Below are 25,426 nucleotides of genomic sequence, written 5' to 3'. Positions count from 1 at the left end.
GGCCGGGCCGGACACCAGCACGCCCAGGTTGGCGCCGGCGCCCAGGGTCTTGAGCAGGTGCGGCTCGTCGAGCGCGAGCTTGAGCCATTCGATGAGCTTGGCGGCCTGCGGCTGTGAGCCCTTGAGTTCCTCGAGGACCGTTTCGGGGCTGGCCACGTCGACCAGCTCGGTGGACACGGCCGGGCCGCCGGCCGGCACGCCCTCGCCCCAGGTGACCAGCGAGTTGGGCTGCACGCTGACCGGGCCGAGCGGGTCCACGCCGGTGACGGTCAGCAGCTCCGAGGTCCAACTGATGCCCACCGAGGCCGCCAGCGCGCGGGTGGCGGCCGCCGTCGAGAAGCCCGGGCCCAGATCGCGGGGCAGCAGCGACACGGCGTCGCCGACGGTCAGCACCTTGCCGAGCAGGGCCTGCCGCAGGGTCACCGGCGAAATGGACTGGCTGGCCAGCGACGAGCCGGACAGCGTCACCGACCGGGCGCCGTAGACGGTGACCGCGCCGACGATCACGGCGGTGCCCTCACGCAGCCCGGCGTTGGACAGCGTCACGTCGTCGAGCAGCGCGGTGCCGACCGGGGTGTCCGGCCCGGCCGGGGTGGGCAAGGTGACGCTGGTGCGCGCGGTGTGCGACGGCCGCAGGCTGGTCAAGCTGGACGGCCCCGAGGTGGGCGCGCTGACGCCGGAGGACCGGCTCAAGACCGTGAGCTCGGCGGTGCAGGCCGTCCGCGACGGCGGCGGCGTCCTGCTGATCACCGACGTCGACGCCCTGCTGCCGGCCACCCCCGAGCCGGTGGCCGCCCTAATCCTGGGCGAGCTGCGCACCGCCGTGGCGACCGAGGGCGTCGCGTTGATCGCCACCTCCGCGCGGCCCGACCAGCTCGACGCGCGGCTGCGGGCGCCGGACCTGTGCGACCGGGAGCTCAGCCTCCCGCTGCCCGACGCCGGCACCCGCAAGGCGCTGCTGGAGTCGCTGCTGAAATCCGTGCCCGCGGGAACCCTCGACCTCGACGAGATCGCCGCGCGCACGCCGGGTTTCGTGGTCGCCGACCTGGCCGCGCTGCTGCGGGAGGCGGCGCTGCGGGCGGCCGCACGCGCCAGCACCGACGGGCGCCCGCCCGAGCTGAACCAGGAGGACCTGGTCGGCGCGCTGACCGTCATCCGGCCGCTGTCCCGGTCGGCCAGCGAGGAAGTGACCGTCGGCAACATCACCCTCAACGACGTCGGCGACATGACCGAGGCCCGGCAGGCCCTGACCGAGGCCGTGCTGTGGCCGCTGCAGCACCCCGACACCTTCGCCCGCCTGGGCGTCGAACCGCCCCGCGGCGTGCTGCTGTACGGGCCACCCGGCTGCGGCAAGACCTTCGTCGTGCGCGCGCTCGCCAGCACCGGGCAGCTGTCCGTGCATTCCGTCAAGGGCTCCGAACTGATGGACAAGTGGGTGGGCAGCTCGGAAAAGGCCGTCCGCGAACTGTTTCGGCGCGCCCGCGACTCCGCGCCGTCGCTGGTGTTCCTCGACGAGATCGACGCGCTCGCGCCCCGGCGCGGGCAGAGCTTCGACTCGGGCGTGACCGACCGGGTGGTGGCCGCGCTGCTGACCGAGCTCGACGGCGTCAACCCGCTGCGCGACGTCGTCGTGCTGGGCGCCACCAACCGGCCGGACCTGATCGACCCGGCGCTGCTGCGCCCGGGCCGGCTGGAGCGGCACGTCTTCATCGAGCCGCCCGACGCCGCCGCCCGCCGCGAAATCCTGCGCACCGCGGGGAAATCCGTCCCGCTGAGCGACGACGTCGACCTCGACGAGGTGGCCGGCGGGCTCGACGGTTACAGCGCCGCCGACTGCGTGGCGCTGCTGCGCGAGGCGGCGCTGACCGCGATGCGGCGCTCGATCGACGCCACCGACGTGACGGCCGCCGACATCGCAGCGGCGCGCCAAATCGTGCGCCCCTCACTGGATCCCGCGCAGGTGCAGGCGTTACGGGCGTTCGCCGAAGCTCCGTAGCACCGCCAACGCCGACACCGCGACGTCGTCCTCGAGCCAGCGCGGCATCGGATCGTCGTAGGCGTGGCGGCGGACCACGGCATAGGGCAGGTCCGCGACCGCCCGCGCGACGGCGTCGACGGACCGGGGCCTGTTGTTCCCGTACAGCTGCCGGGCCAACACCGCGATCCGCTCGGTCAGCGGCGCGTTCATCGCGGCCAACGTCTGCTGGAACGCCGCGTCGGGCTCGTCGTCGAGCAGGTCGCCGGGCCGGATCGTCAGCAGCAGCCGGGCGTCGTCGGGCAGCTCGCGCGCGAAGCCGACGGCGGACACGGCCATCGCGACGGCGGTGTCCGCCGGCGTCTCACCGTCCGCGGCCAGGGCGCGCGCCTGGAAGCGTTCCAGCGCGCGCAGCCACGCCGCGGTCAGGATGCCGTCGCGGTTGCCGAACCGGTGATACAGGGTGCCCGCGGGCGCTCCGCTGGCCTTGGCGATCGCGGCGACGCTGGCCGCCCGCGGCCCGCCGTCGAGCACCAGCGCCCGGGCGGCGTCGAGGATCACATCGGTTTCATGCTTCCGCGGAGGCGCCACGATCTAGTATGGTCCTTCTATGTGGAACGATTACCCTATATCGATGAGCATGCCATAACCGTGGACGCGGGGCGCGCGGACACGTGGTCCGCGCTGCTGCGGGTGATGTGCCGGGATCCCGGCGACCCGTCAACCGTGCCAATCGGTTTCGTCCTCGACGAGACACGGCCGCCGGAGCGGTTCGCGCTGAAGGGCCGGCACCCGTTCGCGGTGTATCGGTGGGTGTTCGAGTTGGAGCCGCTGGCCGGCGACCGCACCCGGCTGCGCGCCACCACGTGGGCGGCCTTCCCCGGCCTGCACGGACGGATGTATCGCGGCCTCGTCATCGGCACCGGCGGTCATGCGGCGGTGACCCGCGCGACGCTGAACCGCGTTGCGGCTGCGGTGCTTAACGAGCGGTCCAGCGCGACCGCATCCGACTACACCGACGTCTTCGAGGCCGCGATCCAGCCCGGCGACACGCGCTCGGCCGAGCAGATGTTCCGCGACGCGCTGGGCCGGGAAGCGGACGGAGGCGCCGTGCGGTGGCTCCACCGCCACGTCTTGAGATTCAACCTCGCGACGCATCCGTCGCCGGATCACCCCATCGGCTGGTCGGTCGTCCGCTCGGATCACGACGAGTTCGTCCTTACGGCGAGCGGGCCGCTGATGCGGGGCCAACTGGCGCTGCGACGCCAGGACGGCCTGCGGGCCACACTCACCACTCGCGTGCACTACCACCGCAAGACCGCCGCCCGGACGGTCTGGGCCGTCGTTGGTCCCCTGCATAGGGCCATCGCACCGCAGCTGGTGCAACGGGCCGCCCGTGACGGTGGACGACGGGCGCACGCATACCACAGCTGATCCGCAGTCGGCTTGTAACCCCGTCGTATACATCTTCTCGAAGACGGTTGCCGGATCACGGGATTCGGCGGCCGTCGAGGAGGAATCAGATGAACGACGACGGCGGCCGCACCGTGAGACCGACATGATTGCATTGCAGCCATCTCCCGCGGTCGCTGTCGCCGCGCCCACGGCCCGGGGCGGGCTGCAACGATTTCGAAACGTCGCCCCAACCAGCCGGGTCATGGTCGTGGCAACCATGGTCTCGATGGTCGCCTTCCTCGACACGACGGTGGTGAACCTGGCGCTGCCGGCCACCGCGCGCGACCTCGGCGGCGGGCTCTGCCTGCAGCAGTGGATCGTCGACGGTTATCTGCTGGCGCAGGCGGCCACGATCCTGCCCGGCGGCTCCCTGTCCGACCTGTTCGGGCGGGTGCCGGTGATCCGCCTTGGACTGGTGGCCTTCGGCACGGGTTCGGTGCTCGCGGCCGGCGCCCCCACGCCGGTGGTGCTGATCGCCGGGCGGATCGTCCAGGGTCTCGGCGCCGCGTTTCTGGTGCCCGGGTCGCTTGCGTTGATCAATTCGACGTTCGATCGCGGGGAGCGCGCGACGGCCATCGGCACCTGGACCGCGTGGACGGGCACGGCGTTCGCGCTCGGCCCGCTGCTGGGCGGCCTGGCGGTTGATTTGCTGAGCTGGCGATGGATCTACGTCTTGTCGGCCGTTCCGATGGTCATCGGTTTCGCGTTGACATTCTGGCTGCACCCGATGCCGCGGCCGGCCCAGCGCGTCCGCGTCGACGTCACCGGTGCGGTCCTGTCGGCCGTGGGGCTGGCCGCCACGGTGTATGCCCTGATCGAATCGCGCGAGCACGGCTGGTCCGATCCCCGCGTCGCCGCCTCGCTGTGTGTGGGCGTCGCCGCGCTGGTCGCGTTTGCGGCGTGGCAGCGCCGCGCCCCGCACCCCCTGGTGCCGCTCGGGCTGTTCCGGATTCGCAATTTCGCGGGTGCCAATGTGACCACCGGCTTCGTCTACGGCGCCATCACGATGGGCGCGCTGGCGGTCGCTCTGTACACGCAGGAGGTCGCCGGTTATTGCGCGACCGTCGCGGGATTGGCCACGCTGCCCACGCCGATCATCTCGTTCCTGTTCGCTAAGCGCGTCGGCAGGCTGGCCGCACGCATCGGGCCTCGGATCTGTTTGACGACAGGCCCGCTGCTGGCCGGGTTGGGGCTGCTGCTCATCCGTCCCGGTGACGGGTTCAACATCGTCACGCACCTGCTGCCCGGGACGATCGTGGTGGCCGTCGGTTCGGTGCTCACCCTGACGCCGCTGGCCGCGGTGAATCTGTCCTCGGTCGACGCGGCCCGCAGCGGGGTCGCGGCGGCGCTGCAAAACGCCGTGGGCAGGACGTCGGCGCTGAGTTCCGTTGCCTGCGTGGGCCTGATCGCGGCCGGCACGCTGACGGACGCCAGCTTCGCGCGGCTGCTGCACGTCGCCGCCGGCCTGTACTTCGTCGGCGCGCTGGCGGCCGGTCTCTTGGTCACCGGCCGCATCCATCCCGTCGAAGAGGTCCCCCGCAAAGTCGCCGTCGGCGTGGCCTGACCGCATACACTCTGGCCGCATGACCGAACGCCGCACCGCCGTCGATGTCGTCAAGGGAATCGACCTGTCCGGCAAGACATGTGTGATCACCGGTGCGTCGACCGGGCTGGGCCGCGAGTCGGCCCGAGCGTTGGCCGCCGCCGGCGCGCACGTCGTCCTGGCGGCGCGCAACCATGCCGCCCTGGCCGAAACGGTCGGATGGATAGCGCAGGACGTACCCGGCGCGCGTACCTCTACCGTGCATCTCGACCTGACCGCGCTGTCGAGCGTTCGCGCGGCGGCCGCGGCGATCACCGACATCGCGCCGGCGATCCACGTCTTGATGAACAACGCCGGGGTCATGTTCACCCCGTTCGGGCGGACGGCGGACGGGTTCGAAACCCAGATCGGGACAAACCATTTCGGCCATTTCGAGCTCACCCGGCTACTGACGCGTCCGTTGGCCGCCGCACAGGGCGCCCGGCTGGTCGTGCTGTCCTCCGGCGGGCACATCATGGGTGACGTCGACTTCGACGATCCCAACTGGGAGCGCCGCGACTACGACAAGTTCGTCGCCTATGGCGCTTCGAAGACGGCCAACATCCTGTACGCCAGGGAGGCCGACCGCCGCCTGCGCGACGCGGGCATTCGCGCCTTCGCCGTCCATCCCGGCACCGTGGCCACCTCGCTGGCGCGCTACATGTCCCACGAGGATTTCTCCAACCTCCGCAGGCTCGTCGCCGCCAACAGCGCGGCGCGCGGCGAACCGAGCGACGGCCGTCTCGACTTCCTCACACCGGATCGGGGTGCGGCCACGCAGGTCTGGGCCGCGGTCAGCCCGCAGCTCGCCGGCCGGGGCGGGCTGTACCTGGAAGACTGCCGGATCAGCGACGGGCTCGCCCCACACGCGCGCGACGACCAACGCGCGGCTGACTGGTGGGCCCTCTCCGAGCGGTTGTGCGCGATCTAGTCGCGTAGCCCGACGATGCGGGATTACCGGCTCGGCGGCAGCGGCTCCCACTCGCTCGCGAGCCGCGCGGTGAAGGACGGCGGCCGGCGCTCGAGGAAAGCGGCGACCCCTTCGCGCGCGTCGGCGGTGCCCATCACCCGTTGGTGCAGCCGGGTTTCCAGAGCCGCGACCTGGCGCGGGGTGTAGCCGTTGATCGCGGTGTCCCACAGCAGCCGCTTGCACAGCGCCGCCGACATCGGCGCCACGTTGACCGCGATGTCGCGGGCCAGCGCCACCGCGTGGTCGAGCACCTGGTCGGCGGGCAGCGCCCGGTTCGCGATGCCGAGCGTCACCGCCTCGGCCCCGCCGAAGGTCCGCCCCGTCAGCAGGATGTCCGCGGCCACCCCCAGCGTGGTCAGCTGCGCCAGCGTCCAGTGCGCCATGCAATCGGGGAGCACTCCCCGACGGACCTGCACCACACCGTATTTCGCGTCGCCGGCGACGATGCGCAGGTCCGCCTGCAGGGCGATGGTCAGCCCGATGCCGATCGCGTGGCCGTTGACGGCGGCGATCACCGGCTTGCGCAACTCGAACGCGGCCGGGGTGATCGGTGATGCCGAGAATTCCTCGCCCGGGGCGTCGAAAGGGCTTGTCTCGCGGGAGAAATCCGCCCCGGCACAGAATGCGCGCCCGGCCCCGGTCACGACGATGGCCCGGACGTCGTCGTCACCGTCGCAGTCGGAGTAGGCCCGGCCCAGCAGCGCGCCCATCTCGGCGGTGTAGGCGTTGAGGCGCTCGGGCCGATTCAACGTGAGCACCGCCACGCCCGCGTCGACGTCGACGGTGAGGTCGGAACTCATCGCAGCGCCGGCGTGCGGTGCAGGGCGCCGATCAGGTCCGCGACGTCCGCGGCGGCCGGCGAGTAACCCGGGAAATAGCAGCACACCTCGGCGGCGCGCTCTCCGAACCGGGCGGCGATCTGCCGTGCGCACTCCTCGGGCGTGCCGACGATCCCGATCCGGGCCACCATCTCGTCGCCGACGAGCCGGCGCATTTCGGGGAAGCGGGCCTGTTTGGACAGGGCATTCAGCTCGGGCTGGACGTCGGCCCAGCCCTCGGCCTCCAGCACGGGCAGGTAGGCCGGCGTCGAGCCGTAGAAGGAGATCAGCGACGCCACACCGTCGATCGCGGCGGCCAGGCCCGCCTCGTCGCGGCCGACGGCGACCATGGCCTGCACGACGATCTCGAAGTCCTCGGCGGATCGCTTGGAGCGCCGCAGGCCCTCGTCCACGGCGGGGAGGGTGCGTTCGGCGAAGTGGCGGGCGCTGTTGAACGGCATCACCAGCAGCCCGTCAGCCACCTCGGCGGCGGTGCGCGTCATCACCGGGCCCAGCGCCCCCAGCAGCACCGGCGGCGGCCCGAACGGGTTGGGCCCGGGATTGAAGTTGGGCGCCATGATGGTGTGGGTGAAGAATTCGCCGCGAAAGTCCAAGCGGGCGCGGCCTTCCCAGGCCGCGAAGATCGCCTTAATCGCCGAGACGGTTTCGGCCATCCGGGCCGCGGGCCGCTCCCACCTACTGCCGTAACGCTTTTCGATGTGGGCCTTCACCTGCGAGCCGAGGCCGAGCCGGAACCGCCCGCCGCTGTAGAGCTGCAGGTCGTAGGCGGCGTGCGCCAGGTGCAGCGGGCTGCGGGGCGGCGCGATCGCCACGTTCGTCATCAGGTCCAGTCCGGTGGTGCCGGCGGCGAGGATCAGCGGGAAGAACACGTCGTGCTGGCCCTCGAAGGTGAACAGGCCGTCGGCTCCGGTCGCGGCGATCTCGGCGGCGCTCGCCGCCGCGTCCACCGGTGAGCCGTCGACCTGCAGATGTACCTTCATCTACTCCCCTGTCGCGTCATTCGGAAAGCTGGAACTCCACCACCTCGGCGAGCGCGTCGACCGCCTCGCGCAGCGCCGCCAATCGCTCGGAGGCCGACGGCGCCGACAGCACCGTGTAGAGGTCGGCCGTGCCGATGGGGATACGAGAGGCCAACGCGTACAGGCGTTGTCCGGGATCGCCGGCCGAGTCCTCGCCCAGCAGCGCCGCGCGGTCGGGCAGCGCCACGTCGCGCGCGTCGGCGATCCGCTCGAACAGCGCCATCACCCTGTCCTCGACCTCGACCAGCTGGGCGGCCGTGACCGGATCGCCCGGCTCGTCGGGCCACGCGGTCACGGTCGCCCGCGGGTAGGGGTCGTCGGGCAACCACTCGGAGACCCGGATCCGTTCGCCGGTCCGGCACTGCATGGAGTACCGCCCGCCACCGTGGTCGACGCATTCGGTGATCTCGGCCAACACCCCGACGTCGTAACGCACCTCGCCGCCGCCGACCTCGCGTCCCCGCGAGATCAGCACTACACCGAACGGGTCGCCGGTGTCCAGGCAGTGCCGGACCAGCGCGCCGTAGCGCGGCTCGAAGATCCGCAACGGCAGGTTTTGGTCGGGCAGCAGCGCCGACTCCAGCGGGAACATCGCCAACTCCATCAGATCTCCAGCTCGGCCACCAGCGCGTCGACCACCGCCCGCAGGTCGCCATCGTGTTCCTCGGCCACCCGGCGTTGCCGTTGATAAGAGGCGCCCACCCTGGGGATCTCGGCCACCGCCGCCAGCTCGTCGACGCAGTCCAACGATTTCGCCACGGGCTCAAGCCGATTCAGCACGTCGTCGAGGTCCTCGGTGACGAGCCGCTCGTTGCTGTCGGCGTCCTGGATGATGATGGCGTCCAGCCCGTAGCGGGCCGCGCGCCACTTGTTCTCCTGGTTGTGCCACGGCGGCATGGTCGGCAACGTCTCGTCGGCTTCCAGCCTGCGGTCCAGGTCCACCACCAGGCAGTGCGTCAGCGCCACCAACGCGCCCAGCTCCCGCAGGTTGGACACGCCGTCGCAGATCCGTACCTCGAGGGTGCCCAGGTGCGGCGAAGGCCTGATGTCCCAACGGACTTCGTCGACGTGATCGATGATGCCGGTCTTCTTCTGGTCGTAGACGAACCCCTCGAACTCCGGCCAGGTCTGGAACTGGAACGGCAGGCCGGCGGTGGGCAACTGCTGGAACATCATCGCGCGGTTGCTGGCGTACCCGGTGTCCACCCCGGTCCACCACGGTGAGGACGCCGACAGCGCCAGCAGGTGCGGGTAGTACTTCAGCAGGGACGTCATGATCGGCATCACCTTGTGCGCCGAGGAGATTCCGACGTGCACGTGCACGCCCCAGATCAGCATCTGCCTGCCCCACCACTGCGTGCGCTTGATCAGTTCGGCGTAGCGGGGCGCGTCGGTGAGCTTCTGGGTGGACCACTGCGCGAACGGGTGGGCGCCGGCGCTGAAGAGTTCGATGCCCCGGTCGCGGACGATCCGCTGCGCGGGCCCGAGGGTTTCCCGCAGATCCTCCATGGCCTCGCCGGTGGACCTGCAGACGCCGCTGACGACCTCGACCGTGTTGCGCAGCAATTCCTTGTGTACGCGCGGGTTTTCGCCGATCTCGGCGATCACCGCGGTGGCCTCGTTGCTCAGGTCGCGGGTCTGCGCGTCGACGAGCGCGAACTCCCACTCCACGCCGAGGGTCGGCCTCGGTGACCGGGCGAAATCGATGCGCGCGTGGGCCCTGTTAGCCGGCACCGATCACACCGCACGCGACCCGCTTGCCGGCGTCACCGGTGCTCATCGTCATCTGGTCGGGGCCCGGGGTGCCGTTGGCCTGGTTGTACCGCTCCGGCGGGATGTTGGCGAAGTTGTCGGCGCCGGCGTGGATGATGATCGCCGTCTTCTGGCCGCTGAGCAGGTCGTCCATGGCGAAGGCGTCCGTCGTGGTCATCAGCATCCCGGACCCGTCCTTGCGCACCTGGAGCGAGGTGAGGTCACCGCTGGCGGGCTCGGCGGCGTGCCCGGGCGTCTGGAAGTGCCCGCCGGCGGACAGGAAATCGCCCGGCGCGCCACCGGTCGGGGCGACGGAGTTGGGCTCGCACTTGCCGACCTTGTGGATGTGCACCCCGTGGAAGCCGGGCGAGAGCACCCCGTTGGCGGTCGTCTCGATGGTGACCGTGGCGTAGCCGTTGTTGAACTGGAACGAGGCGGTCGCGACCTGGGTGCCGTCGGGCGCCTTCAGGTGGGTGACGATGCTCGGCCCCGACGGCGCGGCGACGGGCCCGCCCTCCGGCGTGCCGGTTCCCGACGGCGCCGGCGAACCGGTCCACACCGCCGGCGTGGTGCCCGGGGACGTCGAGGCGTGCTGGGGCGACGAGCACGCGCCGAGCAGCGCGACCGAAGTTGCTGCGGAGAGCGCGGAAATGGTGACGGCGGCAGTGCGGTAACCAGCGAGCTGAGGCATAGCGGAAGCCTAGCCGCTGACGGGTCAACCCGTAACGAGGACGATGACCCCGGGCGGTTGCCCGGTCAGCGCCGGGATGCGCGGTTCGACGGGCGCGCCCAGGATTTTGCCGACCGCGTCCGCGGTGGCGTGCTCGTCGTCGGCGTCGGTGTAATACACCGTGGTGGCCGAGACGTCGGGCACGGTCAGGTTGTCGACTTTGGTCACGTTGAAACCGCCGGCCGTGAGCTGATCCTTGGTGCGCGACGCGACGCCCTCTTTTGTCGAGATGTTGTACACCTGCACCTCGGACCGGTTGGCCGCGGGCTTAGTGCTGGTCGGCGTGGCCGACGTGCTGGTGGCGGACGACGTGGACACCGCCGAGGCCGAGTCGTCCTCGGAGCTGCCGGACGACCCCAGCGCCTGCCAGCCGAGCAGCAGGAATACGACCCCCAGGAACAACAGCACCATCACCATCGCCCGCAGGGGCAGCCCCGTGGAGTCGGGGACTCGCTCTTTCATCGAGCCCACTGTAGCGAGTCAGGTCACCTCGAAGCCGAGGCGCCGCGCCGCCCGCGCCTTCTGCCGGCTGGCCCGCAGCCGCCGCAACCGCTTTACCAGCATCGGGTCGGCGGCCAGCGCCTCCGGCCGATCGACGAGCGCGTTGAGCACCTGGTAGTAGCGCGTCGCCGACATCGAAAACAGCTCTTTGATCGCTTCCTCTTTTACGCCCGCGAATTTCCACCACTGACGTTCGAAGGCGAGGATGTCGTGTTCGCGGCGGGTGAGGCCATCTGCGATCTCGGCATCGTCCCCCGATCGATTTGCCCGCGCCATGGCGCTGTCCATATAGCTTCCCCTGGACCCTTCCGGCGATTCTCGGCTGCTGTAGATGACTTGACTTACCTGAGGGCGTGTTTCGGCGAATATTGAATCACGGCGCAAACCCTCAAGCCGTCATCCAGACCCGCGAGTCGGCCGATTGGCTCAGATTGCCCGGAGAACACGGCCGGCTTCCGCCCGTGCGGGCGTGCGGTAGCTTAGCCGACCATGGCAGTCGTACCGATCCGGATCGTCGGGGATCCGGTCTTGCACACCCCGACGCAGCCGGTGCCGGTCGGCGCCGACGGATCGCTGCCGCCGGACCTGGCGGAGCTGATCGCCAACATGTACGACACCATGGACGCCGCACACGGAGTCGGCCTGGCCGCCAACCAGATCGGCGTCGGGTTGCGCGTCTTCGTCTACGACTGCGCCGACGACCGGGGCCGGACCGACCGGCGCCGCGGCGTGGTCGTCAACCCGGTGCTGGAAACCTCCGAGATCCCGGAGACGATGCCCGATCCGGACAACGACGACGAGGGCTGCCTCTCGGTCCCCGGCGAGTCGTTTCCCACCGGCCGCGCCAGCTGGGCGCGCGTCACCGGCCTCGACGCCGACGGCAACGCCGTCGAGCTCGAGGGCACCGGCCTGTTCGCGCGCATGCTGCAGCACGAGACGGGGCACCTGGATGGCTTCCTGTACCTGGATCGGCTGATCGGTCGCCACGCCCGCAGCGCGAAGCGCGCCGTCAAGTCGCACGGCTGGGGCGTTCCCGGGCTGTCGTGGCTGCCGGGCGAGGGGCCGGACCCCTTCGGTCACTGATGTTCTCGTGGCCGGAGTTGGGCACGCGGGTGACGCTGCGCTACCGGCGGCCCCCGGGCTCGGTCCCGCCCCTGACCGACGCCGTGGGCCACCTGCTGGCGGTCGACCCGGTGGTGCGGGTGCGGACCAAGACGGGCGCGGTCACCGAGGTGTTGCCCGACGACGTGGTCGCGCTGCGGGTGCTGACCGACGCCCCGGTGCGCACCTCCGAAATCCGGGCGCTGGAGCGCGCGGCCGCCGACGCGTCGCCCGGCGTGGAACGCGCGTGGCTCGAGGGCTGGCTGCTGCGGGCCGGGGAACACGTGGATTTCGCTCTGCCGCTGGATGTTTCGGCCCGAGCAAGCGCCATGGCGGCGATCGCGGACTGGTATGAGCGCCGCGGCATGACGGCGCGCCTGGCGATACCCGATCGCTTGCTGCCGCTGCCGCCGGGGCTGAGCGCCGAACGCACGGAACGCGTCTTGGTGCGTGACGTCTCGGCGCCGGCGCGGCACGGCACGCGCTGGGTGGGCCTGCCGGCGGCCGGCGACGACCCGGCCACCTACGAAGCGCAGTTGGCCCTGGCCGCGGCGCGCGGCGCGACCCGGGCCTATCTGGTCGTTGCGGACGATGACACCGGCATGCTGCGACTGGCCGACGCGCTGGGCTTCCGGGCGCACCACAGCCGCCGCTACTTTCCGGCCCGCTCCCCGGCCTGGGATACCGTCTAGCGATGCACGATGGCGGCGACCCGCAGCACCCGGCTTCGCCGCCCTTGCGATCGCCGCAGATTGATGGCGGCGACCCGCAGCGCCCGGCTTCGCCGCCCTTGCGATCGCCGCTGCGGCTGGCCACCTGGAACGTGAACTCGATTCGCAGTCGCCTGCCCCGCGTCCTCGACTGGCTGGCGCGCGCCGACGTCGACGTGCTGGCCATGCAGGAGACCAAATGTTCGGACAGCCAATTTCCCACGCTGCCGTTTTTCGAACTCGGCTACGAGGTGGCGCATGTCGGCTTCAATCAGTGGAACGGCGTGGCGATCGCCTCGCGGGTGGGCCTCGACGACGTGCAGATCGGATTCGACGGTCAGCCCACCTGGAGCAGCAAACCGGAGGTGGCAGCCACGGCCGAAGCCCGCGCGCTGGGCGCCACCTGCGATGGCGTCCGGGTCTGGAGCCTGTATGTGCCCAACGGCCGCGCGCTGGGCGACCCGCACTACACCTACAAGCTGGAATGGCTTGCCGCGCTGCGTGATACGGCGGCGGGGTGGTTGCGCGACGACCCCACCGCGCAGATCGCACTGGCCGGCGACTGGAACATCGCCCCGACCGACGACGACGTCTGGAGCACCGAATACTACGTCGGCGCCACCCACGTCTCCGAGCCGGAGCGCCGGGCGTTCGGCGCCATCGTCGAAGCCCAATTCACCGACGTGGTAAGGCCTTTCACGCCCGGTCCGGGGGTCTACACGTACTGGGACTACACCCAGCTCCGGTTTCCGAAACGGCAAGGCATGCGCATCGACTTCATCCTGGCCTCACCGGAATTGGCCACCCGCGTGACGGACGCCCAGATCGTGCGCGACGAGCGCAAGGGAAAGGCCGCCAGCGATCACGCACCGGTGCAAATCGACATAAGGCGAGGCTAAATCGCGTTGAACTCGTTCGCGCCGCGCCCATAACCAGGTTAAGCTCAGGCAAATTAAATGCGACTGCTCGTTGTCTGCGCGTTTGCAAGGTGGCAGGCTTTGATTTTGTTAGAACCGACGAACAGTGTTTTTTTGCCGTTAACGACGCGTTCAGCGGGTATAGCTCACCGGTGACGCGCGTTCGCGGCAAGGGCAGGAAAGCCAAGGAGTCATGATGAGTGTCATCGGCGGGGCAGTCCGAGGGGTGGGTCAAGCGGTGAATCGCGCGGCAAGCGCGACGACCGCGGCCGCCGGCGCCGTGGGTGGCGCGGCGGTGAACGGAGTCATCGGCGGCGTCACGGGGGCCGCCGAGGGCATCAAAAAGGGAATGAGCAGCGGCAGCCACTCGACGCCCGCGGCGGCGGTGGCCATCGGCGCGCTCGGGGTCGCGGGGCTGGTCGAGTGGCCGGTGCTGTTGGCGGTGGGCGGCGGTGCCCTGTTGCTGCAACGGCTGAGCCACCGGAACGGATCGGGCAACCCGGCGCCCAAGGCCAGCCTCAAGGCCGTGCCCGCGGAACCGGCGGAGCAGAAATCGGCGCCGCAGAAGGCGGCGCCACAGAAGGCGGCCGGCAAGTCGACGGCCAAGAAGGCGGCCGGGCGCCGGGCCGGCGGCACCGCGCTGCGTAGCACCAACTAACGGGACCGTTCGAAGCCGCTTTGAGCATTGCGACAGCGATACAACGATCTATGCCGTTGCGCGCCGTCGCGACGGGCATCCAGGCCACCACCTCGCTCGTCGAGGCCGGCATCACCATCGCCGCGATTCCGCTGCGCGAGGGCGCAAGGGCGATCGCGGGCGATCTGCCCCAGGAGAGTCCGGCAACACTGAGCCGCCGCTGCTGGCGCGGCGCCGAACGCGCCTGGATCGAGGTGCGGGGGCTGGACGGCGCTTCAGGTGACGAGCTCGGACGCTCGGTGCTCGACGCGCTGCTGGCCCACCCCGGCGTCGCATCCGCCGTCCTGAACTATCCGCTGTCGCGCGTCGTGGTCACCGTCTGCGAAGCGGACACCTCGCTGCGCGACCTGTGCCGCATCGTCGACATCGCCGAGAAGCGTTGCGGCGCAGCCGAACCGCTGGCGCCCCCGACGAGCCTGCCGGGTGACGGCGTGGTGCTGGCGACCCGGGCCGCCACCGCGGCCGCCAGCGCGGCCGGGCTGGGCCTGGCGCTGACCGGCCGCGCGCTGCGCTGGCCGCGGATGCCGATCGGCGTCCTGGCGGGCGTGGTCGCCGTCGACTACCAACCGTGGCTGCGCCGCCTGCTCGAAGACCGCATCGGCCGGCCCGCGACCGACACGGCGCTGACCCTGGCCCTGACGGCCGCGGAAACCGTCACCCAGTCCCCCGCCTCGTTGTCCGTGGGCCTGCTGATGCAGTCGCTCAAGGCCGCCGAATGCCGCGCGGAGGCGCGCGCCTGGGTACACCACGAACCTCAGCTGGCCGGCCACGCCGACCATCCGCGCACCGACCCGTCGGCGGCGGCCAAGCCGCCGCGCGGCAGGCCGGACGACCACCACGCCGGCCGGTTCGCGCTCGTCCAGGCGGTCAGCGCCGGGATCGTCGGCGCCACCACCCGCAACCTCAACCAGGCGGCCCTGGCGGTCCTCGTGACCACCCCGGCGGCCAACCGCACGACGCCGGAGGCCTTCGCCGCGGCGCTGGGCCGGGGGCTGGCCGACCGGCACGCGGTCCTGGCGCTGCGCCCGGAGGCGCTGCGCCGCCTGGACCGGGTCGACGCGATCGTCATCGATCCCCGGGTGTTGTGCACCACGAGCTTGCGGGTGTCGCTGATTCGCGGCGCTTCCGAAGCCGAGCTGCCCGCCGCGTGGTCGCGCGCCCAGCTGATGCTGGAGAAGAACCGGTTGCGCCCGGGCTGGCATCCGGTGCCCGCGATATCGCCCAGCGCGCCGGACGCGGAAGTCGAGGCGCTGTTCTGCTTCACGCACGACCCGTTGGCGTCGGCCGTCGTCGGCGAGGCACACCGGACGGGATCGGAACTGGTTTCGGTCGAGGACGATTCGCTGGGCGAGCTGCGGCCCGCGTTCGACGAGATCCGGCCGCTGGGGCGGTGTTCCGTCGACGACGCGCTGGCCGGTGCCGTGGCGGACCTGCACGAGGCGGGCCGCACTGTCGCCGTGCTGTCATCGCCGGGGGCGCAAGCCATTTGGTCTGCAGACGTGGCGCTTGGCATGATGCCCGAGCCCGGCGACGGTCCCCCGCCGTGGTACGCCGACCTGCTGCTGCCCGACCTTGGGGCGGCCTGGCGGGTGCTGCACGCGCTCCCGGCCGCCCGGGCCGCCGCCCAGCGCGGCGTCGGGATCTCGGCGGGCGCAACGGCGATGGGCTCGCTGCTGATGATCCCCGGCGTCCGAGGCATCGGGCGCGGGCCGGTGACCAGTGGCGCCGCGGCCGGCGCGCTGTCGGGATACCTGCTGGCGCGCGGCATCATCCGGGCCGACACGCCCCGCCCGGCCCCCGTTCAGGAGTGGCATGCGATGGCCGTCGAGCAGGTCCGCCGGGCGTTGCCGCCACCCGACTCGGAGCCCGACGGCGACCCGAGGCGCCTGGCGCTGGCCACCCTCGGGGCCCCACAGCCGGAAACGCGCGCGCATGCCTTCCTGCAGTTCGTGGCCGCGGTCCGCGCCGAGCTGACCGACCCGCTGACCCCCGTGCTGGCGCTCGGCTCGGCGGCCAGCGCGGTGCTCGGCTCGCCGGTCGACGCCGTACTGGTCTTCTCGGTGCTGGCCGGGAACTCCATGCTGGCGGCAAGCCAGCGGCTGCGCGCCGAAAACCGGTTGGATCACCTTCTTGCACAACAGATCCCACCGGCCCGCAAGGTAATCGCCGACGCTGACGGGGAGCGGACGTATGCCGACGTCATCGCGGCGCAGCTCCAGCCCGGCGACGTCATCGAGGTGCGCACCCACGAGGTGGTGCCCGCCGACGCCCGGATCATCGAGGAGGTCGACGTCGAGGTCGACGAGTCGACGCTGACCGGTGAGTCGCTGTCGGTGGAGAAGCAGGTGGAGCCGACACCCGGCGCCGCGCTCGCCGAACGCCGCTGCATGCTGTACGCGGGGACGACCGTCGTCGCGGGAACCGCGGTGGCGGTGGTGACCGCGGTCGGGGCCGACACCCAGGAACGCCGCGCCGCAGAACTGGTCTCCGGTGACCTGTCGTCGGACATCGGCCTGCAGCATCAACTGAGCCAGCTCACCAACCGCGCCTTCCCGGTCAGCATGACCGGCGGCGCGCTGGTCAGCGCGCTGGCGCTGCTGCGGGGCTCGGTGCTGCGCCAGGCGGTCGCCAGCGGCATCGCCATCGCCGTGGCGGCGGTGCCCGAGGGCATGCCGTTGGTGGCGACGCTGGCGCAGGCGGCGTCGGCGCGGCGGCTCACCAAATTCGGCGCGCTGGTGCGCGTCCCGCGCTCGGTGGAGGCGCTCGGCCGCATCGACGTGGTCTGCTTCGACAAGACCGGAACGCTCAGCCAGAACCGGTTGCGGGTGGCCGAAGTGGTTGCGGCGCCGAGCGCTTCGCGCGAGGAGGTGTTGCGCTGCGCCGCGCACGCCGCCCCGCCGTCCAACGGCGGCCCGCACGCGCACGCCACCGATGTCGCGATCCTCGAGGCCGCCGCGTCCGTCAACGGCCACAGCTCGAGCGCACCCGTCGCGCACCTGCCGTTCCGCTCCGGCCGGTCCTTCTCGGCCTCCGTGACGGACACCGAACTGGCCGTCAAGGGCGCCCCCGAAGTCGTGTTGGCCGCCTGCGGCGACGTGGGCCCCGCCCCGGAGGAGACGGTGGCCTCGATGGCCGGCCGGGGGCTGCGGGTGATCGCGGTGGCGCGGCGGCAGCTGAGTTCCGCCCAGGCCCAAGCCATTCGGCAGGATCCCGACGAGATCGCCGACTTCGCCCGCGACGGGCTGACGCTGACCGGGTTCCTCGGCCTGTCCGACACACCGCGCGCCGAGGCGGCGGGCCTGCTCGCGGATCTGCGCCGGCTGTCGGTGGGCGTCAAGCTGATCACGGGCGACCACCCGATCACCGCCCAGGCCATCGCCGAGGAGCTCGGGCTCAGCGTGACCGCCGAGCAGGTGATCAGCGGCGCCGAGTGGGATGCGTTGTCCCGCAAGGATCAAGAGCGCGTCGTGACCGAGCGGGTGATCTTCGCCCGGATGACACCGGAGAACAAGGTCCAGGTCGTTCAGACCCTCGAGAGCGCGGGGGTGCGCACGGCGATGGTCGGGGACGGGGCCAACGACGCCGCCGCCATTCGGGCGGCCACGGTCGGCATCGGCGTCGTCGCCGGCGGCAGCGACCCGGCGCACATGGCCGCCGACGTGGTACTGGTCGACGCCCGCATCGAGGGCCTGCTGCACGCCATCGAAGAGGGACGCCAACTTTGGCAACGAGTGCAGGCCGCGGTGTCCGTGCTGCTCGGCGGCAATGCCGGCGAGGTGTTGTTCGCCATCGTCGGCAGCGCGATAACCGGGACCTCACCGCTGAACACGCGGCAGCTGCTGTTGGTGAACATGATGACCGACGCGCTGCCGGCCGCGGCCCTCGCGGTGAGCAAGCCCAGCGGCCCGGTCGACCCGGGCATCCGGGGCCCGGATCAGCCCGCGTTGTGGCGCGCCGTCGCCATCCGCGGCGTCACAACGGCGGCCGCGACGACGGCGGCGTGGGCGATGGGCAGCGTCACCGGCCGCCCGCAGCGCGCGTCCACCGTGGCGCTGGTCGCGCTGGTGGGCGCCGAGCTGGGTCAAACGCTGCTGGATTCACACGCCCCGCTGGTGGTGTTCACCGCGGTGGGATCGCTGGCCGCGATGGGAACGCTGATCAGCATCCCCGTGGTCAGCCAACTGCTGGGATGCACACCGCTGGGTCCGGTCGGCTGGGCGCAGGGGCTGGGATCCGCCGCTGCGGCGACCGTCGCGATCGGGATTGCGAATCGTGCGCTGACGGGTCCGGACAAATCCGCCGCGGCCCCCGGTGAGGTGGGTGAACCTCTACGACCCCGGCCCGCCACAGCAGCGCATAGAGTTCCTGTAACGGCACCTTCAGCACCCGAGCAATAGAGGAAACTAGCGGATCGCCCCCGGCGTCGGTCATCGTCGACATAAGTCCGACGGTGGCCGCAGCACCCGGCGAGGCGGCAAACCCTTCGTTACTGAAAGGCAAATGATGGCGGAAAAGAAGTCACGCAGGGGAACGTCGCAGCGCGAGGCGGTGGAAAAGATCCGCGAAGGCGAGACGTTCGTCGTCAACCTTCCGGTCGTCGGCCAGATGGAGATTCCGCGGCCGGAGCAGCTGGCCTACTTCGGGGGCCTGGCCGCCCTGGCGGCGTTCGAACTCATCGACTGGCCGGTCGCCGTGGTCATCGCCGCCGGACACTTCCTGGCCGCCAACCACCACAACAAGCTCCTCGAAGAGCTCGGCGAGGCGATGGAAGAGGCCTGACCAGGCCTAACCGCTCCGGACGGCCCGGTCGAACCGCAACGTGACCCTGGTGCCCCCCGCGGTGCGCAGCGTGTCGACGTGATCGGCCAGCCCGCCGATCAAGGTCAGACCGCGGCCGCGCCGCCGGCTGCGCAGGCTGGCCGAGGAATCGCCCACCCACCGGCCGGTGTCGCTGATCGTGACGGCCAACGTGTGCTGGCGCCGGAAGGCCTCCACGGACACCGTCCGGCGCGGTTCGCCGTCGCTGCCGTGCTCGATCGCGTTGGTCACGGCTTCGCCGGTCGCCAGCAGGATGTCCAGCTCGCGCTTGGGGTCGACGGCCATGCCGGCCAGCCAGTTGCGTAGCCGGTCGCGCGCGACGGGAATCTGCCCCGGCGCAGCCGTGACCACGGTGGCGAAGCTGCGTGGGGTCTCGTGGCACGCCCGCAGCGCGAGCAGGACGACGTCGTCGCGGTAAGCGGTGGGCGGGGCCATCCGGGACAGCACCTCGGCGCAGACCGACTCGACGGGAAGGTCGACGCAGTCCGCGGCCGCGGCCCGCAGCCGGGCCAAGCCGTCGTCCAGCGTCTCGCCGACCCGCTCGATCAGGCCATCGGTGTACAGCAGGATCAGGCTCCCGGGTGGCAGGTTCGCCGTCGCGGTGGCGTCGGCCGGGTAGCTCTCGGCGTCGTGTTCCTTGATGGCGACCGGCAGGCGCCGGCCCGCGGTCAGGAACAGCGCGCGACGGTCGGGGTACACCACTAGCGGGTAGGGGTGGCCGGCGCAGCTGTAGCTGACGGTGGCGCAACCGGTGTCCGGCTCCGTCTCGACGAGGGCGTAGGCCACCGTCGCGCAACGCGCCCCCGCGACGCTGGCCCCGTACCGGTCCAGCGCACCCAGCACCGCGCCCGGTTCTCCCGCCGTCAGGGCCGAGGCCGCCACCGCGGCGCGCAGCCTGCTCATCACGATCGCGGCGGCCAACCCGTGGCCGACGACGTCGCCCACCGATATCGCGACCCGGTGGGTGCGATCCAGCGGCGTGACCGAATACCAGTCCCCGCCTACGCGCATCGCCTCGCCCGCGGGCTGATACACGGCGGCCACCACCGCGGCCGTCGAGCCGCGGTCCAGGTCCAGCAGCTGCTCCTGGAAGTCGACCGCGATGCGGTGCTCGCTCGCCAGGACGCGGACCCGGTCCACGGCCGAGGACGTCAGCTCGGCCATTCGGCCGAACGCATCGAGTTCGGCGGCGTCGAATTCGCGCGGCGTGGGCCACAGCAGGATAAGCACCCCGACGACGCGATCCGCGTGATCCCGCAACGGGTGGGCCACGCAGGCGCGAACGCTGCCGGCGGTGTCCTGCACCGCGTGCTGGTAGCGCGGCGGCAGGTCGAACGTGTCCGGGACCACCATCGACTCGCCGGTGCGCACGACGTCGGCGCCGACCACCGGGGAGTCGAGCGTGGTCACGTGGTAGCGGTCGCGCAGTTCGCCGGGCAGGTGGCCGGCGTATTCGAACCGGATGTGGCGTTCGCCGTCGAAGATGCCGATCGTGACGGTGGCGGCGTCGGCGGAGCCGAACGAGGATTCCAGCAAGGCGTCGAGGATCCCGGCGACCGTGTCGGCGGCCTGCAGCGCGGAGTCGAGCAGCACCAGGTCCGACGCCGCCGCGCGACGCTGGCGGTCGCGCTCGCGCGCCACCGCGGCCAGCCGCGACTTCACCCGGTCGATCAGCTCCTGGGAGCGGAACGGCTTGGGCAGGTAATCGTCGGCGCCACCGGCGTAGCCCTCGTCGATCGCCTCCGCCCCCGCCCGGGCCGACAGCATGAGGACCGGCGTGGCCGCCAGTTGCGGATCCGCGCGGACGGCCGCCACCAGTCCGAAGCCGTCGATGCCGGGCATCATGACGTCGGTGACGACCGCGTCCGGGCGCAGCTTCCGCGTCATCGCCAGCGCCGACTCTCCGTCGGCGGCGAGCACGGTCTCCCAATGGGCCGACAGCACCCGATCGAGATGGTGCCGCATGTCGGCGTTGTCGTCGGCGATGAGCACCAGCTGGCGCGACCTCTCGGGCGCGGGAGCCGGCCCGTCGCCCCCCGAGACGGGCGTGAGCCATTGCCGGGCCTCGGCCACATAGGGGTTGCTCTCGTCCAGCTGGCCGGCCGTCGCCTGATCCGCCTCGGTACCGATCGATCGCGGCAGCCGGACGGTCACCGTGGTCCCCCGGTCCAGTTCGCTGTCGATCTCCACGGTTCCGCTGTGCAGCTCGACGAGCCCGCGCACCAGCGAGAGCCCGATGCCGGTGCCCTCCACGCTCCGGCCGCGCAGGTTGTCCGCGCGGTAGAAGCGGTCGAACAGGCGGTCGAGGTCTTCGGCGGCGATCCCCACGCCGGTGTCGCGCATGGTGACGACGCAATACCCGGGCTCGGCACGCACCTGGACCGAAATCGAGCCGCGCAGTGTGTATTTCACCGCGTTGGACAGCAGGTTCAGGATGATCGTCTCCCACATGCCCGGGTCGACGTCGGCCAGCACCGGGGAACAGTCGACGACGAGCTCGAGCCCCGCCCGGCGGCAGAGCTCGGTGAACGACGACGCGATGTGGGCGGTCAGCGCACCGACATCGGTGCATGCCAGCTTCGCGTTCGCGCGGCCGGCCTCGATGCGGGAGAAGTCGAGCAGCGATTCGACCAGGCGCTGCAGCCGCCGCGCGTTGCGGCCCGCCGTGCTCAGCCGGTCCGCCAGCACGCTGTCCGGCGCCGCTTCGGACAGCGCGTCGTCGAGCGGCCCGAGCAGCAGCGTCAGCGGCGTGCGGAATTCGTGGCTGACGTTGGTCAGAAACGCCGTCTTCGCCCGGTCCAGCTCGGCCAGCGCGTCGGCCCGCTGCCGTTGCTGCTCGTAGGAGACGATCTGCGCGAACGTCGACGTGAGCTGGTCGGCGAGCAGCTGGCAGAAGCCGCGGTACTGCGTGTCCAGCGGGCGGCGGGGACTGAGGCCGACCACCAGCGCCCCCGCGGCCGCCGCCTCGCCGAGCGGCAACACCAGGCCCTGTCGGGGACATTCCTCGCCGAAAAGCTCCGCGATACCCGGGACTACGTCCTCGAGCCGGTCGATGACGCGCGCCGCTCGCGCACGTGGCGTCTTGTCCCAACCGGTGAGCTCGGCCAGCGAGCCCGGCAGCAGGCGGCGGACGGCGGGCGTCGCCCCGCGTAGCGTGCTGTTGCGCGCGCCCTCCCCGTCGCCTGCCACATAGACGGCGATGAACGGCAGGTCCAGCGGTTGTGCCCCACAAACCGCGACGGCGCTACTCACCGCGTCGTCGATGGTGCGCGCGTCCATGACGGCGGTCGCCACCGCGTTGAGCAGGTGCAGCCGCCGCCCGCTCAAGACCCGGCCGGTCGTTTCGATCACCGCGCAGAAAATCGCGGTGACCGGGCCCTCGCCGCCGATGATGGGGCTGTAGGTGAACGTGAAGTAGCGCTCCTGCGACTGACCGGCCGTCATCAGCGGCAACATCAGGTCGTCGGACCACGTGGCGACGCCGGTCTCCATCACGCTGGTGAGCATCGGCGAGATCTGCGGCCAGATCTCCGACCACACCTGCTCGGCGCGCGAACCCAGGGCGGCTGGGTGTTTGTCCCCCAGGATTTGCGCGTAGCCATCGTTGTACATCAGGAACAGGTCGCCAGGGCAGAGCCAGAGCACGATGGGAAACCTCGAAGTGAGCGCGACCGCCACGGCCAGCCGTACCTCGGCCGGCCAGTCGGCGGGCGACCCCAACGGATGGGAGGCCCAGTCGAATTCGGCGAACCGGCGGCCCATCTCCCCGCCCAAACCGACCGCAGCCGCAAGATCGGCCGGCAGCGCCGGGGTCATTGCGGTCGCTTGTGTTGCAGCGCCTCGGACAGCGTGGGGTAGATGTCGAAGATGCGGTCCAGCTCGGTCACCTGGATAGGGCGAAGCACGGGGTCGTGGTCCGCGACCAGCCTGACTGGCGTGCCCGCTTCCTTGCCCGCGTCGTGGCACTCGAGCATGGCGTTCAGCGCGGCGCTGCCGAAGAAGTCGACCGCTTGCAGGTCGATGACGACGAGCCGGGCCGGGTGTGACTCGGCCAGCTTGAGCGCGGCGTTCAGCTGGGCGTTGACCTCATCGACGGTACTGGAGTCGACACCACCCTTGACGCGCACCACAACCGCGTCATCGAGAGATTCGTGTTCCACCGCCAACAACTTCTGTGCCTTTCGCAACCGTTCCGACGCGGTGCGCGCCGCTCGCAGTGCCTAGGAACACTAACGGTTTGCGGGCCGGCGCGTTCGCGTATTCCACTGGTTACCCAACGGACTCGTCGGATATCCGTTCATGCACCGTCAGCAGGACGTGATCAAACTGACTCTGCACCGCGGATGTGGCGCCGTCCAACGTGGTGACCTCGGCGAGCAGTTGCCGGGCCAGCGACCGCAGCTTCACATTGGTCTCCTGCGACCGCCACTGCAGCACCCGGAAGGCCTGCTCGGCGCTGACCCGATACACGTACATCAGCACCCCCTTCGCCTGCTCGATCGCCGCGCGGCTTTCGAACAGGTCGGGCAGTGCCTCGTCGAGCACCTCCTGGCGGGTCTCGTCCAAGGTGTTGGTGAGGTCGATGTAGTAGCCGGCGGTGCCCACCACGGCGCCCGACTCGTCGTGCATGCGGTCGGCCACCACGATCGCGTCGTGGACTCTGCCCGCCGTGTCGAGGAACCGGTGCCGGCTGGAGAACGACTCCGCGGACTCGAGCGCGTAGTCGAGCACCTCCTGGACGTGCCGACGGTCGTCGGGGTGCTTGTGCGACAACAACAGCTTCGTCGTCGGCTCGACGGTCCCCGGTTCGTATCCGTGCATCCTGGCGACCTCGTCGGACCACTCCCAGCGCTCGCCGATGAACCAGAACCGGAAGGCGCCGACGTTGAGATAGCGGGCGACCGCCTCGACGGGGCCCAGCTGTTGGCCGCGGGCACCGGCGGGTGTCGACCCGTCCGTCTCCCCTTGCTCTTGCACGTTTGCATTTTTCCATTCGGCGGATAAACCCGGCTACCGCCCCGGCGGATTGGCCGCCCACCTGCCGAGTGGCCTGGGGTGGGGGTAACGTCGCGGGCGGAACATCCAAATACGCGGGAGCGCACGTCGAATGCGCTGAGAGGACGGCTTGCGGCCGTCGACCGTACGAACCTGACCGGGTAATGCCGGCGTAGGGAGATGAAGAAATGACCGATGTACTTTCCAAAGCCGTCGAGGCGTCCGTCACCACGGGACCGATCGCGGGCAGCAGCAAGGTCTACCGCGAGCTGGACGGCGGTGCGCGCGTGCCGTTCCGGCGCGTGCACCTGTCCACCGGGGACCACTTCGACCTGTACGACACCTCTGGCCCGTACACCGACCCGGACGCGGTGATAGACGTGACGGCCGGGCTGCCGCCGCGGCCCGGGGTGGTCCGCGACCGCGGCACCCAGTTGCAGCGGGCCCGGGCCGGCGAGATCACCGCCGAGATGGCATACATCGCCGCCCGCGAGGACATGCCCGCCGAGCTGGTGCGCGACGAGGTCGCGCGCGGCCGCGCGGTGATCCCCGCCAACCACAACCACCCCGAGATCGAACCGATGATCATCGGCAAGGCCTTCGCGGTGAAGGTCAACGCCAACATCGGCAACTCCGCGGTGACGTCGTCGATCGCCGAGGAGGTCGACAAGATGGTGTGGGCCACCCGCTGGGGGGCGGACACCATCATGGACCTGTCCACCGGCAAGAACATCCACGAAACCCGCGAGTGGATCCTGCGCAACTCCCCCGTCCCGGTCGGCACCGTGCCGATCTACCAGGCGCTGGAAAAGGTCAAGGGCGACCCGACGGAACTGACGTGGGAGATCTACCGCGACACCGTGATCGAGCAGTGCGAGCAGGGCGTGGACTACATGACCGTGCACGCCGGCGTGCTGCTGCGGTATGTGCCGCTGACCGCCAAGCGGGTCACCGGGATCGTGTCGCGCGGCGGCTCGATCATGGCGGCCTGGTGCCTGGCACATCATCGGGAGTCGTTCCTCTACACCAACTTCGAGGAGCTCTGCGACATCTTCGCCCGCTACGACGTCACCTTCTCGCTCGGTGACGGGTTGCGGCCGGGCTCCATCGCCGACGCCAACGACGCCGCGCAGTTCGCCGAGCTGCGCACGCTGGGCGAACTGACCAAGATCGCGAAAGCCCATGGCGCACAGGTGATGATCGAGGGCCCCGGGCACGTCCCGATGCACAAGATCGTCGAGAACGTGCGGCTCGAAGAGGAGCTGTGCGAGGAGGCCCCGTTCTACACCCTGGGCCCGCGGATGGCCCTTGGCCAGGTCTGCGGAGTGGGCGGCGATCTTGTAGGCGATCACCCCGTCCTTGACG

21 protein-coding genes, 3 pseudogenes and 1 riboswitch are annotated in these 25,426 nt (G+C 70.9%); of the genes and pseudogenes, 11 read left to right on the top strand and 13 right to left on the bottom strand.

All coding sequences use genetic code 11. The features are described from left to right. A pseudogene (locus A9X03_RS03065) lies at window positions 1-600 on the bottom strand (ATPase); the annotation flags it as partial. Between A9X03_RS03065 and A9X03_RS03060 the strand changes: the two are divergent. Further along, a pseudogene (locus A9X03_RS03060) lies at window positions 575-1,996 on the top strand (AAA family ATPase); the annotation flags it as partial. The pseudogenes A9X03_RS03065 and A9X03_RS03060 overlap by 26 nt on opposite strands. Here the strand turns inward: A9X03_RS03060 and A9X03_RS03055 are convergent. Continuing rightward, complete coding sequence (locus A9X03_RS03055; protein WP_067891314.1) at window positions 1,970-2,566, bottom strand: TetR/AcrR family transcriptional regulator; 597 nt, start codon at window positions 2,564-2,566, stop codon at window positions 1,970-1,972. The pseudogene A9X03_RS03060 and the gene A9X03_RS03055 overlap by 27 nt on opposite strands. Before the next feature lie 21 nt (window positions 2,567-2,587). On the opposite strand from A9X03_RS03055, the gene A9X03_RS03050 reads away from it, so the two are divergent. The 3 genes from A9X03_RS03050 (at window position 2,588) to A9X03_RS03040 (ending at window position 5,943) form a co-directional block, all read left to right on the top strand. After that, window positions 2,588-3,409 carry a hypothetical protein gene (locus A9X03_RS03050; protein ID WP_068259649.1) on the top strand — a complete coding sequence of 274 codons (822 nt, stop codon included), beginning with the start codon at window positions 2,588-2,590 and terminating at the stop codon, window positions 3,407-3,409. A 223-nt stretch (window positions 3,410-3,632) separates the two neighbouring features. Further along, on the top strand, window positions 3,633-4,994 hold the full coding sequence (locus tag A9X03_RS03045; protein WP_068259646.1) for an MFS transporter: 1,362 nt from the start codon (window positions 3,633-3,635) through the stop codon (window positions 4,992-4,994). A gap of 19 nt (window positions 4,995-5,013) precedes the next feature. Beyond that, window positions 5,014-5,943: an SDR family NAD(P)-dependent oxidoreductase gene (locus A9X03_RS03040; protein WP_068259643.1), complete on the top strand. Its 930-nt coding sequence runs from the start codon at window positions 5,014-5,016 to the stop codon at window positions 5,941-5,943. A gap of 23 nt (window positions 5,944-5,966) precedes the next feature. On the opposite strand, the gene A9X03_RS03035 is transcribed toward A9X03_RS03040, so the two are convergent. The 7 genes from A9X03_RS03035 to A9X03_RS03005 are packed head-to-tail and all read right to left on the bottom strand — an operon-like array spanning window position 5,967 to window position 11,111. Then, the gene (locus A9X03_RS03035; protein WP_068259639.1) at window positions 5,967-6,782 is read right to left on the bottom strand and encodes an enoyl-CoA hydratase/isomerase family protein; all 816 of its coding nucleotides are present in this window, start codon (window positions 6,780-6,782) and stop codon (window positions 5,967-5,969) included. Then, entirely contained in the window at window positions 6,779-7,801 is a 1,023-nt protein-coding gene (locus A9X03_RS03030; protein WP_067755390.1) for a TIGR03617 family F420-dependent LLM class oxidoreductase, read from the bottom strand. Before A9X03_RS03030 ends, A9X03_RS03035 begins: the two co-directional genes overlap by 4 nt. Window positions 7,802-7,817: 16 nt before the next feature. Further along, the gene (locus A9X03_RS03025) at window positions 7,818-8,444 is read right to left on the bottom strand and encodes an LON peptidase substrate-binding domain-containing protein (protein ID WP_067755393.1); all 627 of its coding nucleotides are present in this window, start codon (window positions 8,442-8,444) and stop codon (window positions 7,818-7,820) included. Beyond that, window positions 8,444-9,574: a glutamate--cysteine ligase gene (locus A9X03_RS03020; RefSeq protein WP_067755396.1), complete on the bottom strand. Its 1,131-nt coding sequence runs from the start codon at window positions 9,572-9,574 to the stop codon at window positions 8,444-8,446. The genes A9X03_RS03025 and A9X03_RS03020 overlap by 1 nt, the downstream gene beginning before the upstream one ends. Further along, window positions 9,564-10,283: a superoxide dismutase family protein gene (locus tag A9X03_RS03015; RefSeq protein WP_067755400.1), complete on the bottom strand. Its 720-nt coding sequence runs from the start codon at window positions 10,281-10,283 to the stop codon at window positions 9,564-9,566. Before A9X03_RS03015 ends, A9X03_RS03020 begins: the two co-directional genes overlap by 11 nt. Window positions 10,284-10,307: 24 nt before the next feature. Then, window positions 10,308-10,784: a LytR C-terminal domain-containing protein gene (locus tag A9X03_RS03010; RefSeq protein ID WP_067755403.1), complete on the bottom strand. Its 477-nt coding sequence runs from the start codon at window positions 10,782-10,784 to the stop codon at window positions 10,308-10,310. An 18-nt stretch (window positions 10,785-10,802) separates the two neighbouring features. Further along, a complete protein-coding gene (locus tag A9X03_RS03005; RefSeq protein WP_007167558.1) occupies window positions 10,803-11,111 on the bottom strand; it encodes a DUF3263 domain-containing protein in 309 nt (102 codons plus the stop codon). A 201-nt stretch (window positions 11,112-11,312) separates the two neighbouring features. Between A9X03_RS03005 and A9X03_RS03000 the strand changes: the two genes are divergently transcribed. The 5 genes from A9X03_RS03000 to A9X03_RS02980 all read left to right on the top strand — a co-directional run bounded on the left by A9X03_RS03000 (window position 11,313) and on the right by A9X03_RS02980 (window position 18,645). Continuing rightward, entirely contained in the window at window positions 11,313-11,906 is a 594-nt protein-coding gene (locus A9X03_RS03000; protein ID WP_068259637.1) for a peptide deformylase, read from the top strand. Next, complete coding sequence (locus A9X03_RS02995) at window positions 11,906-12,616, top strand: GCN5 family acetyltransferase (protein ID WP_068259634.1); 711 nt, start codon at window positions 11,906-11,908, stop codon at window positions 12,614-12,616. Before A9X03_RS03000 ends, A9X03_RS02995 begins: the two co-directional genes overlap by 1 nt. Window positions 12,617-12,726: 110 nt before the next feature. Beyond that, window positions 12,727-13,533 carry an exodeoxyribonuclease III gene (locus A9X03_RS02990; protein WP_067783627.1) on the top strand — a complete coding sequence of 269 codons (807 nt, stop codon included), beginning with the start codon at window positions 12,727-12,729 and terminating at the stop codon, window positions 13,531-13,533. A gap of 214 nt (window positions 13,534-13,747) precedes the next feature. Then, entirely contained in the window at window positions 13,748-14,209 is a 462-nt protein-coding gene (locus A9X03_RS02985; protein WP_067755425.1) for a hypothetical protein, read from the top strand. A gap of 50 nt (window positions 14,210-14,259) precedes the next feature. Further along, the gene (locus A9X03_RS02980; RefSeq protein WP_156746456.1) at window positions 14,260-18,645 is read left to right on the top strand and encodes a cation-translocating P-type ATPase; all 4,386 of its coding nucleotides are present in this window, start codon (window positions 14,260-14,262) and stop codon (window positions 18,643-18,645) included. On the opposite strand, the pseudogene A9X03_RS30590 reads toward A9X03_RS02980, so the two are convergent. Next, window positions 18,611-18,688, bottom strand: a pseudogene (locus A9X03_RS30590) (hypothetical protein); the annotation flags it as partial. The gene A9X03_RS02980 and the pseudogene A9X03_RS30590 sit on opposite strands and share 35 nt — an antisense overlap. A gap of 63 nt (window positions 18,689-18,751) precedes the next feature. Here A9X03_RS30590 and A9X03_RS02975 point away from each other — a divergent pair. Then, window positions 18,752-19,027 carry a hypothetical protein gene (locus tag A9X03_RS02975; RefSeq protein ID WP_139273001.1) on the top strand — a complete coding sequence of 92 codons (276 nt, stop codon included), beginning with the start codon at window positions 18,752-18,754 and terminating at the stop codon, window positions 19,025-19,027. Window positions 19,028-19,033: 6 nt separating this feature from the next. On the opposite strand, the gene A9X03_RS02970 is transcribed toward A9X03_RS02975, so the two are convergent. The 3 genes from A9X03_RS02970 to A9X03_RS02960 form a co-directional block, all read right to left on the bottom strand. Continuing rightward, a complete protein-coding gene (locus A9X03_RS02970; protein WP_068259629.1) occupies window positions 19,034-22,882 on the bottom strand; it encodes a SpoIIE family protein phosphatase in 3,849 nt (1,282 codons plus the stop codon). Next, complete coding sequence (locus A9X03_RS02965) at window positions 22,879-23,235, bottom strand: STAS domain-containing protein (protein WP_067780681.1); 357 nt, start codon at window positions 23,233-23,235, stop codon at window positions 22,879-22,881. The genes A9X03_RS02970 and A9X03_RS02965 overlap by 4 nt, the downstream gene beginning before the upstream one ends. Before the next feature lie 100 nt (window positions 23,236-23,335). Further along, window positions 23,336-23,986, bottom strand: a complete 651-nt coding sequence (locus tag A9X03_RS02960; protein ID WP_067755429.1) for a PAS and ANTAR domain-containing protein — start codon at window positions 23,984-23,986, stop codon at window positions 23,336-23,338. A gap of 160 nt (window positions 23,987-24,146) precedes the next feature. Then, a riboswitch (TPP riboswitch) is annotated at window positions 24,147-24,257 on the top strand. On the opposite strand from A9X03_RS02960, the gene thiC reads away from it, so the two are divergent. Next, on the top strand, window positions 24,250-25,426 hold a 1,177-nt coding region (thiC, locus tag A9X03_RS02955; protein ID WP_231975338.1), incomplete at its 3' end, for a phosphomethylpyrimidine synthase ThiC. It overlaps the preceding riboswitch by 8 nt.

The sequence above is a fragment of the Mycobacterium sp. E1715 genome (assembly GCF_001667625.1).
GTDB lineage: Bacteria > Actinomycetota > Actinomycetes > Mycobacteriales > Mycobacteriaceae > Mycobacterium.
Note: the sequence above shows the minus strand (reverse complement) of the source record. Positions and strands in the feature narration are given on the sequence as shown.